Annotated in this window: 9 protein-coding genes; 6 read left to right on the top strand and 3 right to left on the bottom strand. The window is 70.2% G+C overall.

Features of this window, described 5'->3' with window-relative positions:
- Positions 1-185 precede the first annotated feature (185 nt).
- Positions 186-1,289, bottom strand: coding sequence for a DUF3089 domain-containing protein (locus tag QHF85_RS41130; protein ID WP_281332913.1), 1,104 nt, complete (start codon positions 1,287-1,289; stop codon positions 186-188).
- An 89-nt stretch (positions 1,290-1,378) separates the two neighbouring features.
- Here QHF85_RS41130 and QHF85_RS41125 point away from each other — a divergent pair, with 89 nt between their 5' ends.
- Entirely contained in the window at positions 1,379-2,089 is a 711-nt protein-coding gene (locus QHF85_RS41125) for a hypothetical protein (RefSeq protein WP_281332912.1), read from the top strand.
- Between the two features lies 1 nt (position 2,090).
- Here the strand turns inward: QHF85_RS41125 and QHF85_RS41120 are convergent, their stop codons facing one another.
- A complete protein-coding gene (locus QHF85_RS41120) occupies positions 2,091-2,867 on the bottom strand; it encodes a methyltransferase domain-containing protein (RefSeq protein ID WP_281332911.1) in 777 nt (258 codons plus the stop codon).
- 137 nt (positions 2,868-3,004) lie between these two features.
- On the opposite strand from QHF85_RS41120, the gene QHF85_RS41115 reads away from it, so the two are divergent.
- From QHF85_RS41115 to QHF85_RS41095, 5 genes are all read left to right on the top strand, one after another.
- Positions 3,005-3,496, top strand: a complete 492-nt coding sequence (locus QHF85_RS41115; protein ID WP_281332910.1) for a cupin domain-containing protein — start codon at positions 3,005-3,007, stop codon at positions 3,494-3,496.
- A gap of 44 nt (positions 3,497-3,540) precedes the next feature.
- Entirely contained in the window at positions 3,541-4,356 is an 816-nt protein-coding gene (locus QHF85_RS41110) for a YceI family protein (RefSeq protein ID WP_281332909.1), read from the top strand.
- A gap of 215 nt (positions 4,357-4,571) precedes the next feature.
- Positions 4,572-5,627, top strand: a complete 1,056-nt coding sequence (locus tag QHF85_RS41105; protein ID WP_281332908.1) for an N-acetylmuramidase domain-containing protein — start codon at positions 4,572-4,574, stop codon at positions 5,625-5,627.
- Positions 5,628-5,645: 18 nt separating this feature from the next.
- Complete coding sequence (locus QHF85_RS41100) at positions 5,646-7,916, top strand: DUF2169 domain-containing protein (RefSeq protein WP_281332907.1); 2,271 nt, start codon at positions 5,646-5,648, stop codon at positions 7,914-7,916.
- 113 nt (positions 7,917-8,029) lie between these two features.
- A complete protein-coding gene (locus tag QHF85_RS41095) occupies positions 8,030-10,054 on the top strand; it encodes a serine/threonine-protein kinase (protein ID WP_281332906.1) in 2,025 nt (674 codons plus the stop codon).
- Between the two features lie 479 nt (positions 10,055-10,533).
- Here the strand turns inward: QHF85_RS41095 and tssI are convergent, their stop codons facing one another.
- On the bottom strand, positions 10,534-12,585 hold the full coding sequence (gene tssI / locus QHF85_RS41090) for a type VI secretion system tip protein TssI/VgrG (RefSeq protein WP_281332905.1): 2,052 nt from the start codon (positions 12,583-12,585) through the stop codon (positions 10,534-10,536).
- Positions 12,586-12,589: the final 4 nt, after the last annotated feature.

Raw genomic sequence — 12,589 nt, 5'->3', positions numbered from 1 at the left:
TTCCGGAGGACCACCGGGCTCCGTCACCATCAGCCGCGGGCTCGAACGACTGGCACCCGCAGCAGAGATGCTACGGGTGCTCAGGGAGGATGGGCTCGCGAGATGAGACCAATGCTCAGGCCCTGGTCCGGGTCGAGGGGCGGATAGCCCCCGCGGGGCCCGGGGCAGCGCCCCGGCGCGGCGCCTCAAGGCGAAGCGTGCGCCGCAAGGAATGCCTCGACGCGCCGAACGGCATTCTTCCGCAGGTTCACGTAAAAGAGCTGATACTCGATGGGGTGGTAGTTGTCGGGGCCCATCGTCCAGAGCAGGATGCTGCTCGCGGCGCCGCGCGCCGGCAAACTCCCCATCTGCGTGATCCAGAGGTTCCCGTCCTCCTTGCAGGCCGCGTCGGCGAAGGCCGGCAGGACCGCGGGGGACTCCGTGTCGAAGAACAGCGCGCCCTGGTTTTGCGACGCCGGCGCGGCCGCTCCGTCGGTCTTCCAGGTGAGGGGGTTGACGCAGATGCGCGCGCCGGGCGCGGGGGGGTCGTTGAACTCGTATTCGTTGCGCTGGTAGCGAGGGCCTCGCGCATTCCAGGCAACGACGCAGCCCCATTGCTCCTCGGACGCGCAGATCGGGATGTCCTCGCCGATCGTCGTGGGGTGGATCGGGCCGCCGATCAAATAGGCCGCGACGAGGTGCTTTTCGATGGGTTTGCCCCAGATCTTCTCCCGCAGCAGGCGGGCCGCGTGCGTGCTGCCCTGGCTATGGGACGCCAGGAGGAACGGCCGCCCCTCGCCGCGCCGCTCGAGGAACGCCGCGAAGGCGGCGGCGACGTCGCTGTAGGCGAGATCCCTCGCGCGGTCGCCGTCCGGGCTCGGGTCGACGAAGGCCTTGCCGCTCGCTTGACGATACCGCGGCGCATAGACGGCGCAGCAGGCATTGAACGCGCTCGCCTGGATGAGCGTCGCGCCGCGCGCGGTGGCCGTCGCGATCTCCGGGTCGTCGATCGGCGCGTTCCACCGCTTCGCCACGGCCGTCGTCGGGTGGACGAAGAAGACGTCGGCCTTTGCGACCCCGCGCCCGAGGGCGGGGAGCTCCGACACGAAGACGTCGGCGTCGTCCTCCATCGTGGGGAGCGCGGCCCAGGAGGTGTCCTCCTTGTAGTCCGGCGCGGGCGGCGCGGCGCTCGGATCGAACGGGCCGGGGTCCAGGGCGACGTAGAGCCATCGGCCGAGGGTGAGGAACGCGACGGCCACGAGAACGACGCTGAGGAGCGCCCCGACCAGAACGACCCTTTGCCAGCGCATGTGTGCCTCTCCGTCGCCGTGAAACCGGAACACTGTATGCGTATTCCCCACCCTTTGCGAAAGCCCCGCTCGTGTGCGAGGACACGACCATGGTCGAAGCGGCCGGCGATCCCTGGGAGATCTACGACGCGGCGTTGCCCTTCGCGGGCACGACGTACGGGTTCGGCCGGCAGCGCGTCCGCATGGCGGTCGTCGGGCTCGGCGGTGGCGCGCTCCTCGTGGTGAGCCCGGGTACCGACCTCCGCGAGGCGCAGTGGGAACAGCTCTCCCGCTGGGGCACGCCCCGCTTCCTCCTCGCGCCGAACCACTTTCACCACGCCGGGCTTCCTGCCTGGAAGGCGCGTTTTCCCGAGGCGAAGGTCGTCGCGCATCCACGCGCCCAGACCTTCCTGCGCATCAAGCGCCGCGGCATCCCGATCGAGGACCTCTCCCTCCTCGAAGCGGCGTTGCCCGACGGCGTGCGGGTCTTTTCGCCCCCGGTGGCGAAGCAGGGCGAGACGTGGGTGTCGGTCAAGACGAGCGAGGGCGCGGCCTGGTTCGTGACGGACGGCATCGTCAACGAGGAGCACTTGCCGCGGGGCCCGCTGGGGCTCCTCCTCCGGGTGCTCGGCTTCCGGGCCGAGCTCATGACGAACCCCTTCTTCAAGCGGTTCTTCGTCGAAGACAAGACCGCGTACAAGGCGTGGGTGCGCGCCGAGCTCGACCGGGATCGGCCGGTCCTCTTCGTGCCCTCGCACGGAGCGCCGCTCCGCGGGGCGGATGTGTGTGACCGTCTCCGGGCCGTGACCGACGCGGCGTGAGTTACAGCCCGCGCGCGGCAGGTTTCAGCAGCGTGTAGAAGCCGAACCCCAGGGTGTCGCGGCCCCAGGTCACGTACGCGTCGTGCCAGGCGCGGATGCGGGCGGCCATCGCGGGCGCGGCCGGGTCGGTCGGGTTCGCGTCGACGTACCGCTCGATCGCGGCGCAGTAACGGCCCTCGTACGCGTCCCACTCGTCGTCGCTCGCGCACGCGGTCGAGAGCACGGAAAAGCCCGCCTCCCGCGCGAGGCGCGTGTTCCCGGCGTGGGTGTTCATCTCGTCCTCGGTCGCCCCGCCGAGCGCTTCGAGGTAGCCGGGATCGGGGCGACGCCGCCAGAAGCCGTCGGCGAAGAGCGCGACGCCGCCCGGCGCGAGGTGCGCGTGGGCCCAGCGAAGCGCCTCGGCGAACGTGCCGATCGCCTGGCTCGATCCCATGCAGACGATCGCGTCGAACCTCGCCGCGTCGCCCACCACGTCGAGGAGCGGTCGATCCACGAAGCGCACGCGCGCCTCGACGCCGCGTCGCGAAGCCTCCGCCCGCGCCGCGGCGAGGAACGCCCCGTTGAGATCGACGCCGAGCCCGGTCGCCGGCGAGCGCTCCACCAGATCGAGCAAGAATCCCGCGCGACCGCAGCCGACGTCGAGCACCTCCGCGCCCTCGCGAAGCGCGAGCCCGTCGATCAGGCGCGCGGCCTTCTCGGGCGAGAGCGGCGAGAGGTACCGATGTGTCGCGTGGGCGATCGTCGTGAACGTGAGCCGTTCGGGGTCGGGCGTGGTCATGGGCTCGGCCGTTGTACCTTCGAACGCCCTTGCGTGACGACCGCCGGCGCGCCCGCCGCCTCCTCCCGATGCGGCTTGCGCTCGTCGTCGTCGGGGCCGACAATCGCGCCGCTCACGCCTTTCGCCTCGGAGGCACCATGACGACGAAGCCCGACACCAAGGACAAGGTTTATCAATCCGCCGACTTCGACAAGACGCCGCCGCGCCCGCGCGTCGTCATGCCGGACAAGCTGATCCACCGTCAGGTCGAGGGCGACGGGCAACGCGACGCGTACTCGAAGGAGCGCAAGCACCCGGTCTTCTTCGTGGATCTGCCCTCGAAGTGCATCAGCATGACGATCGGCCACCTCGATCCGGGGCAGTCGTCGAACCGGCACCGCCACACCTACGAGACGATCCTCTACGTCCTCGAAGGCGAGGGCTACTCGGTGGTCCACGATCAGAAGATCGAGTGGAAGACCGGCGACGCCGTCTACATCCCGGTCTGGACGTGGCACAACCACGTCAACACGAGCACGACGGGCATCGCCCGCTACCTCGCCTGCGAGAACGCGCCCATCCTCCAGAACCTCGGCGGCGTCGCGCTCCGCGAGGAGCTGCCCGAGAAGGGCATGAAAGATCCCGAGTGAAACGCCCGCTCCACGCCGAGGCGCGCGCGTAGTACGCTGGCCGGATGGCACGCGCACGCCTCCCTCTCCACCACTTCCTGTCGCTCGCCGCGTTCCTCGCCCTCGCCGTCACTGGGTGTTCCAAGGACGAGCCGAACCCGAACGCAGCCCCCGTCTCCTCGTCGCTCGCCCCCGCCAAGCCGAAGACCGACGCAGGCAAACCCTACGCGGTCGAAGCCCAAGGCACGAAGGTGAGCTTTTCGATGGACGCGCCCATCGAGAAGATCTTCGGCGAGGCGGACGGCTCGCTCTCGGGGGAGCTCTTCGTCGATCCGGAGGACGTGACGCGCTCCACGGGGCTCGTGAAGATCGACCTCGACAAACTGGTCATCTACCAGCAGAAGCGCGCCGACGAGAAGGCGGAGTTCGGCGAGCGGACGAAGAGCGATCTGCAGAACGAGCACGCGCGCAACTGGCTCGGGGTCGGCAAGGACGTCGCCGAGGCCGACAAGGCGAAGCACCGCTACATCGAGTTCAAGATCTCGAAGATCGAGACGACGGGGCCGAAGAGCATCGCGGGCCTCACGGGCCCCGAGCGCAAGGTGTCGCTCGACGTGACCGGCGATTTCCGGCTGAACGAGCGCACGGTGCAAAAGAAGGCGACGCTCGAGGTCACGTTCGTGATGGAGGGCGACAAGGTGGCGAAGGTCCTCGTGAAGTCGGGCAAGCCCATCGCCGTGAGCCTCGAGGAGCACGACGTGCGCCCGCGCGACACGCTCGGCGCGATCCTGCAGAAGACGGCCGACGAGCTCTCGACGCTCGGCAAGAAGGTCTCGAAGGACGCGATGGTGTCGATCGACTTCCAGGCCAAGCCGCAGTGACGTGAGGGGCGCGCCGGGCGCAAAGCCCGGGGCTCGCATCGTCGGTATGGACACGCACGTCCTGCGCGTGCCCGCGGCCGGTCCTTTTCAGAACGATTCGATCGCGCGGGGGCGTTGGTTCGCGCGCGGGGCTGTGATATCCGTCTTTGTACGTCCGGGCGAAGGCTTCCCTCTCGTGCGAGAGCGCGCTCCCTCGGCGGACGAACAGGGTCGCGATGAGCTACGTCGTCAAATCCGGGGATACGCTCGGTGCGATCGCCAGCCGTAACAACACGACGGTGCAGGCGATCATGTCGGCCAATCCGCAGATCACGAATCCGAACTCGATCTCCGTGGGCCAGAGCATCAAGCTCCCGGGCAGCGGAGGCGGAGGCGGCGCCATCCCGTCCCCCGCGTCGCCGAGCACGTACACCGTGCGCTCGGGCGACACGCTGGGCGCGATCGCGAACCGGAACGGCACGACGGTCGACGAGATCATGCGGGCAAACCCGCAGCTCAAGAACCCGAACCAGATCTCGCCGGGCCAGCAGATCAAGCTGCCGGGGCAATCGAACGGAGGCGGCACGCCGCAGCCGCAGCCGCAGCAACCCAAGCCGCAGCAACCCCAGCCGCAGCAGCCGCAGGCCCCCGCGGAAGGCGGGAGCTCGCTCGGAACGCCGCCCGCGACGGGCCCGTGGGAGCTGCCCGTGCGGGGACCTGCGCGCAAGCTAGCCTCCGGCGACTTCGACGCCGCCGCGCGTGAGCTCCAGTGCGAGGCCGCCGCGGTGCGCGCCGTGGCCGAGGTCGAGTCCGGCGGACGCACCGGCTTCGACGATCAGAAGCGCCCGAAGATCCTCTTCGAGATCCACCACTTCAAGCGGCTCACGGGGGGCCGCTACGACAAAAGCCACCCGCATCTTTCGGCGCCGTACAAGAGCCCGCTACGGCGCGCGAGTTACAAGAAGGATCAGTGGGCCGTGATCCGCGAGGCGTTCGCGCTCGATCCGGACGCGGCGGTGAAGAGCGCCTCGTGGGGCATGTTCCAGGTGATGGGCTTCAACCACGAGCTGGTCGGCTGGAAGAGCGTCCGGCAGTTCGTCTACGACATGTACGAGTCCGAGGCGCAGCACATGCGCGCCTTCCTCGGCTTCTGCCGCGGCAACAACCTCGTGCGCCACATCCGGAACAAGAACTGGGCTTCGTTCGCGCGTGGCTACAACGGCGAGGACTACGCGTCGAACAACTACCACACGAAGATGGCGAACGCCTACGCGCGCTACAGCCGCGGCTAGACGAGCGCCGCTTCCCCCATGGACATCGTCTCGTATTGCCCGCTCCGCGTCGCCGCGCGGCCCTTCGTCACGGCCGAGCGCAGGCACGCGCTGCTCGTCGTCTGCAAAGCGACGTACCTGCTCACCCCGGGCACCTCGGTGCTGCACGAGTCGCAGGAGGACGTCAACGAGGAGGACAACTTCTGGGACGACGATCCGCGGCGCAGCGTGTACTCGCCCTGCGATCTCGTGCCCTACAAGCGCGGCGCCGACGTGGTGCTCGTCGGCCACGCGTTCGCGCCGAACGACGTGCCGGTGCGATCGATCCACACGCGCCTCTGCGTGGGCGAGCTCGACAAGGCGATGGAGGTCTTCGGCGATCGGCACGTGACGCCGACGGGCGAGCTGCGCGAAGGCCCGCGCGTGACGCGTGTTCGTCTGCGCTACGAGCGCGCCGCAGGCGGGCCCGGGACGACGAACCCCGTGGGCATGCGGCTCGATCAGAGGGACGCATTCGGCGCGATCAAGCTGCCGAACGTGCAGCCGCCGGGGCGGCACGTGACGGGCCCTTCGGATCTCCTGGAGCCCATCGGATACGGGCCGATCGCGGCGAGCTGGCCTTCCCGCGAGGCGCGCCTCGGCCCCCTCGCCGGGCGGTTTTCCCTCGCGCAGTGGCACGAGGCGCCGCTGCCGGAGGGGCTCGATCCGCTGTACTTCAACGTCGCGCCGCACGATCAAGAGATCCCGGAGATCCGCGCCGACGAACGGATCGTGCTCGAAGGTCTGCACCCCGAGCACGCGCGCCTCGTGACGAACCTGCCGGGGCTCCGGCCCGAGGTCGTGATGGAGCGAGCGTCGGGTCACCGTGAGGAGATCACGCTGACGGCCGACACTTTGTGGTTCGACACGACGCGCGGGCTCTGCACGCTGGTCTGGCGCGGGCGCGCGGCGCTCGTGCATCCGGCCGAGGCGGGGCGCGTGATGGTGACGATGGTGGGTCCCGGCTGGGCGAGCGCGCGCGCGGCGCTCGCGTCCCCGGATCTCCACAGGATCGCGATCGCGCCCGACGATCCCGATGGCTCCGTGACGAGCGTGGCATCCGCGCCGTCGCGGCCCCACCCGATCATGCCCTTCATGATGAGCGCGGTGCACGCGCCGCCGCCGCGCGAGTCGGGCGTGTTCCCGATGGGCTCGGAGATCGACGACGAGGTGACGTTCGTCGGTCTGGATACGCCAGCCGCCGATCCGCTCCCGTTCGCGCGTCCGCGGACGGAGGCGCCGCCCGCGCCCGCGGCCCCACCGCCGCTGCCGTTCGCGCCACCGCCTCCTCCCCCGCCCGTTCCTTTCCAGGCGCGGGATCTGCCCTTCTTGTCGCCGATCGCGCCACCCCCGGTGCCGCCGGAGCCGGCGCGGGTGCGGCCTCCGTCGCGGCACGATCTGCCGTTCGTCGCGCCGGGGTCTCACGGTGGGGGGCTCCGGTCGGCCCACGAGGTGGGCCTTCCTCTGCCCCCCACACCCCCCGCATCGTTCCAATCGCCCGCGGCGCCTCCGCCGATCCAGCCGCCCGCGCCGCCTCCGCCGATCCAGCCGCACGCGGCGCCTCCGCCGATCCAATCGCCCGCGCCGCCGCCCATCGTGCCGCGCCTCGGGCTCGCGCCGCTGGGGACGCCTCCGCTCGTCGCGCCCGCGCCCGTCGCGCCCGTCCCTCCCCCGGTCGACCTGGACGATCCGGAGACCGTCGACGCGCCCGCGATGATCGGCCCGCTGGCGACGGCCGAGATGGCCGCGCGCGCGGCCCCGCCGCCGCTCCCTCCGCCGCCCGAGCCGCTGCCCCCGGATCCGCCCGCGCCGGAGGCCCCCAAAGCCCCGCCCGCGCCCGCGCTGCCGCTCGACGACTACCCCATCGAGCGATGCGCGAAGATCACGGCGTCGATCGCGCGCCGCCGCGACGAGCGCGCCGAGATCCTGGAAGCCGAGGAGCTCGATCTCGCTCGCTACACGGACCTCGAAAAACACTGGGCCGACGCCATCCGCGCCGAGGCCGAGCGCGGCAAGACGCGCCTGCTCAAGGCCTTCGACGCCGCCTACGTCGCGCGCCTCGAAGAAGAGCGAGGCCCCATCACCCCGGCCGAGTACGCGCGCCTGGTCGTGGCCAGCGAGCGTGGTCACGCCGAGCGCACCCTGGCCGAGCTCGGCCTTCCGCGTGCCTCCATGCTCCGCATCGAGCGCGAGATGCTCGCGCGCACGGCCGCAGATCCGCCCCTCGGCGAGCGAATCCGTCACGCGATCGAAGCCGAGCGAGCCGACTGAGATCCCGCCCTCGACGCTCGACGAGCACTCCGTTCGTCGAGGGCTCGCCCACCCAACGCGATCCGGTGTACGCTGGCCCCGCGAGCTCGTTCGTCGGCTCGTGGATCGGCCGCATGTCCCCACCTCCCAGGCCCAGCTCCCCGGCGGTAGCTCCCGCCGCTCCGGCCGCGCCTCCGCGCCCCGCGAGCAGCGGGACGCCCGCGCCCGCCGAGCCGGTGCCCGCGGCCGCCGAGCCCGAGTGGGACGTCGAGCTCGGCGCGACGCTCGCAGGCGGATTCTCCGCGCCGCCCATCCCGGAGCCACCGCCTGCGCGTGCGTCCGCGCCCTCGCTCGCGCCCGTCTCCGCCACCGCGACCCCCGCGCCTCTGCCGAGCCCGGGCCGTACGTCGGCCCCGCCGCTCCCGTTCATCGCGCCTCCGCCCCCGCCTTCGCCTGCGGCCATCGCGAGCGGGCGAAGCTCGTCGCCGGGCATGATGGCGCCGGGCATGAACGGGGAGCTCCGTCGCTCGTCGTCGCCGAGTTTTCCCGGGGTCCCGCCGCAAGGCGCGGAGGCACTACGCCGCTCCGCTTCGGGTTTGCCCGCGGTCGTCCCGCCCGGACAGGACCCGCGGAGCCGCTCGTCCTCGGGCCTGCTCGCCGTGACGCCGAGCATGCTCGAAGCACAGCGCCGATCCTCGCCGGGCTTCGCCCCGCAAGGCGAAGGCGCATTCGGCGATCCCGATCGAGCCGGCTCGAACCTCGTCGCCTACGCGCCCGGCGACGTCATCGGCGGCAGGTACCAGCTCCAGCGCGTGCTCGGCCAGGGCGGCATGGGCGCCGTGTGGGTCGCGCGGAACCTCGGCCTCGACGCCGACGTCGCGCTCAAGCTCATCCGCCGCGATCGCGCCACCGAGGAGGCCTCCGCCCGCCTGCTCACGGAGGCGCGCGCCGCCGCGAAGCTCGGCCATCCCGGCATCGTGCGCGTCTTCGACTTCGGACAAACCGAGGTCGGCGATCCGTACCTCGTGATGGAGCTGCTCACGGGCGAGTCGCTCTCCGCCATCCTCGCGCGCAAGAAGCGCCTCGACGCGAGCGTCGCGCTGCAGACGCTCCTGCCCGTCGCCGCCGCGCTCGCGGCCGCGCACTTGAAGGGCATCGTCCATCGGGATCTCAAGCCCGACAACGTCATGCTCACGACGGACGAGTCGGGAAAGATCGTGCCCAAGCTGCTCGATTTCGGCATCGCGCGCGTGCTGCGCGACGACGTCGAGCGACACGTCACGATCGCCGGCGAGGTCCTCGGCAGCCCCGACTACATGTCGCCCGAGCAGGCCCGCGGCGAGGCGGACATCGATCATCGCACCGACGTCTGGACCTACTCGGTCCTGCTCTACGAGACGCTCACCGGCCGCCGCCCGTTCGACGCGCCGAACTACAACGCGCTCATCGCGGCCATCGTGGCAAACACGCCGATGCCAACGCACGCCTTCGGCACGGGTGACGCCGCGCTCTGGGCGATCATCGAGCGAGGCCTGGCCAAGGAGCGAACCGCGCGCTGGCAATCGCTGCGCGACATGGGCGTCGCGCTCGCGGGCTGGGCGCTCGAGCGCGGGATCCAGCAGGACATCTCGGGTTTGTCTCTCCAGTCCGAGTGGCTCGCGCCGAAGATGAAGCGCCTGCTCACGGTGCAGCCGGCCGACGTCGCAGGTCTGGCCGCCGCGCGCGCCGCAGCGATCGCCGCCGCGCCGCCGATCCCGCCGCCCGTCACGCCTTCCGCGCCGGGCCTCGTAGTGCCGGGCGTCGCGCGCGACGCGAACGACGGAGCCGATTGGAAGAACCTGCGCGGCGGCCCGAACTGGAAAGTGATCCTGGCCGTCGGCGCCGCAATCGCGCTCCTCGTCTCGTTCTTCGTGGTGCGCGCGCTCCTCGCCGATCCCGCCGCGCCCGAGGGCGTGCCGGCCGCACAGACCGAGGCGCATCCCGCGCCGACGCCCGCGCCGACGCCCACGCCGACGCCCTCGTACACGACCGCAGCGACGGTCGTGCCGCAGGCGCGTCCGACCACGACCACGACCACGACCGCGAAGACGGCGCCCACGCCCGTGCGATCGACGCAGCAGAAGAAGGCGCCGCCGGTCCCGAAGAACATCCAGTTCTGAGAGCGTGCTACGCAGCGTCGCGCCGGGGTTTCACCCCGGACCCGACCAGGGGTTGTCCACCCCTGGACCCGGACCAGCGCAAGCGCTGGACTCGGGGTCGATGAACTGCGCGATGCGCAGTTCATCGAACAGCCGGGTCAAGACCAGCGACGACCCTGCTCACCAAGACAGCAGCGCTGCTGGTTCAGCCGGCAACGCTGTACCAACGGCCTGTTGGAAGAACTGCGCGCAGCGCAGTTCTTCCACGAAAGGTCCAGGGCTGGCCCTGCAAAGAGGGGGCGGACAGCTTAAAAACTCTCCCCGCATCGACTGCGCTTCGCGCAGTCGATGCCCAGAGGTCCAGGGCTGGCCCTGGTCCGGGTCGAGGGGCGGACAGCCCCCGCGGGGCCCGGGGCAGCGCCCCGGCGCGACGGCTCCAAACGCCGAGGCGGCCGCGGACGGGTTCGTCCGGGCCGCCTCTCGTTCGGATCGTGCGTCGTTCAGGTGTTGATCTTGACCATCGGGCCGCCCTTGATGACCACGTCGCCGCCCGACGACGTCACGCTCACGACGCCCGAGCCTGCGACCTCGATCGTCGTTGCGGTGATCGTCACCTTGTTGCCTTCGAGCGTGATGCTCGCGCCGCCTGGCGTGCCCAGCGTGATCTTGTCGTGCTGCATCACGTGCGCCGTCGTTGCCCCGCCGCCGCCCTCGCCTGGGGGTGCGATCTGCACCGAGTGCGTCCCGCCGACCATCGTCGAGTCGATCCCGCCGACTTGCGTCGAGCGGTTCACGCCGACCACGACGCTGCGGTTCACGCCCGTGACCTCGCGCTCGCTTGCTTGAACCGTCTTCATCAGGTTCTTGCCGATGGCGATGGTCTCGTTTGCCTTCACGGTCTTCGACCGATCGTTGCCGATCGTGACGTTCTCGTTGCGCTGGATGACCTTCGTCCGATCGTTGCCGACGGTCGTGTTCTCGTCGTTCTTGACGAGCTTGTTGTAGTCGCGTTCGGCCTGGAAACGGACGAGCTCCTTGCCGAGCGCGTCCTCGAACATCATCTCGTTGTAGCCGCCGCTCCCGCCCGTCGAGTTCGAACGCAGGCCGCTCTGCGTCTTGTTGTCCGGCAGTTTCCACGGCACCTTCTGCAGGTTCGTGAACACGCGGCCCACGATCACCGGCCGATCCGGATCACCGCCGAGGAAGTCGACGAGCACTTCCTGCCCGATGCGCGGCAGGTTCATCCCGCCGTACCCCGCGCCGCCCCAGGGCTGGCTCACCGGGATCCAGCACGAGCTGTTGTCGTCCATCTTCGACTCGCGATCCCAGTGGAAGTGCACGCGCACGCGGCCGAACTCGTCGCAGTGGATCTCCTCGCCCGCCGGGCCGACGACTGTCGCGCTCTCCACGCCGTTCACCTTCGGCCGCTGCATCACGGCCTTCGGACGGTGCGGGATCTTCGTGCTCTTTGCCTCGCAGTGATGCGTCCATTCGCCTGTCGACGTGCCTGACATGTGCGACTCGGTGATGAGCAGCTTCTTGTCCGACGCGAGATCTGCGCGCGGATGATCGAGGAAGCTCGTCACCACGCCTGGCGCGAGATCGAGCACGTTCGTCTGGAACGAGATCGCCGTGCCGCTGCCGCGCTTCGCTTCGAGGCGCTTCTGCGCGAGCTTCGCGCCCTCGGCCTCGTCCGTGCGGGCCTTGCCTTTGTCGTCGGCGGAGGGTGTGTCGTCGCCCTTGTCCGCGCCGAAGAGGAACGCGCCCGGCGTGTAGTGGTAGCTTTCGAGCTTGTCTTCCAGCGGAATCTCGGCGCCGGAGGCCGTGGCCGCGAGGTTGTACGTCGGCGGCTTGCGGTAATCGACGTCGCGCATCGTGTACTTGCCGGGCCGCACCTTGCGGCCCATGCGCACCACAGTCACGTGCTCGCGATCGGCCGTCGTGGGGTTGTCCCGGAACGCGATGGACTTGCGCGCGGCGTTCGACTGCGGCGCGTCCGAGAGCACGAGCTTCGATCCTTCCTCCGAGGGCTCGAAGTAGAAGCAGATCCCCGCGTCCTCCAGCATGCGGCTGATGAACTGGTAGTCGGTCTCCGCGTACTGCACGCGGTACTTGCGCTTCTTGTACGCGCCTTTGTCGATCTTGAGCACGGGCTCGATGCCCCACTCGGAGAGCATCTTCACCACGATGTCGGGCTCGGAGAGCTGCTGGAACATGCGGTGGTTCCGGCGCTGCGTCGCGAGCCAGAGCGTGGGCACGATCGAGATGTTGTACGACGACAGGCCCGTCTCCTCCGCGCCGAGCTGCTCGAGCTCGTTGCAGATGCCGGTCCAGACCCGCGGAGCGCCGCCCTCGCCGTGCCCGCCTTGCATGACGAAGCGCGCCGGCTGGCCGACGATCGCCTCGAAATCGACGTTGGGGTTGTCGCTGAGGGCGACGAGGCGCACCTCGAAGAGCTGCGAGATCTTCTCGCTCACCGAGAACTCGCGGACATCGAAGCCATCGCCCGAGGCGAGCTCGACCGATAGATTGCTGGTTCTTGAGGCGCTCATGACG

This window comes from Polyangium sp. 6x1 (assembly GCF_029946515.1).
GTDB lineage: Bacteria > Myxococcota_A > Polyangia > Polyangiales > Polyangiaceae > Polyangium.
This window is presented reverse-complemented; position numbering and strand designations above follow the sequence as displayed.

Bases quoted from the DNA above. Each gene is read 5' to 3' on its own strand.
- QHF85_RS41130 (WP_281332913.1), bottom strand. From the start codon at position 1,289: ATGCGCTGGCAAAGGGTCGTTCTGGTCGGGGCGCTCCTCAGCGTCGTT.
- QHF85_RS41125 (WP_281332912.1), top strand. From the start codon at position 1,379: ATGGTCGAAGCGGCCGGCGATCCCTGGGAGATCTACGACGCGGCGTTG.
- QHF85_RS41120 (WP_281332911.1), bottom strand. From the start codon at position 2,867: ATGACCACGCCCGACCCCGAACGGCTCACGTTCACGACGATCGCCCAC.
- QHF85_RS41115 (WP_281332910.1), top strand. From the start codon at position 3,005: ATGACGACGAAGCCCGACACCAAGGACAAGGTTTATCAATCCGCCGAC.
- QHF85_RS41110 (WP_281332909.1), top strand. From the start codon at position 3,541: ATGGCACGCGCACGCCTCCCTCTCCACCACTTCCTGTCGCTCGCCGCG.
- QHF85_RS41105 (WP_281332908.1), top strand. From the start codon at position 4,572: ATGAGCTACGTCGTCAAATCCGGGGATACGCTCGGTGCGATCGCCAGC.
- QHF85_RS41100 (WP_281332907.1), top strand. From the start codon at position 5,646: ATGGACATCGTCTCGTATTGCCCGCTCCGCGTCGCCGCGCGGCCCTTC.
- QHF85_RS41095 (WP_281332906.1), top strand. From the start codon at position 8,030: ATGTCCCCACCTCCCAGGCCCAGCTCCCCGGCGGTAGCTCCCGCCGCT.
- tssI (WP_281332905.1), bottom strand. From the start codon at position 12,585: ATGAGCGCCTCAAGAACCAGCAATCTATCGGTCGAGCTCGCCTCGGGC.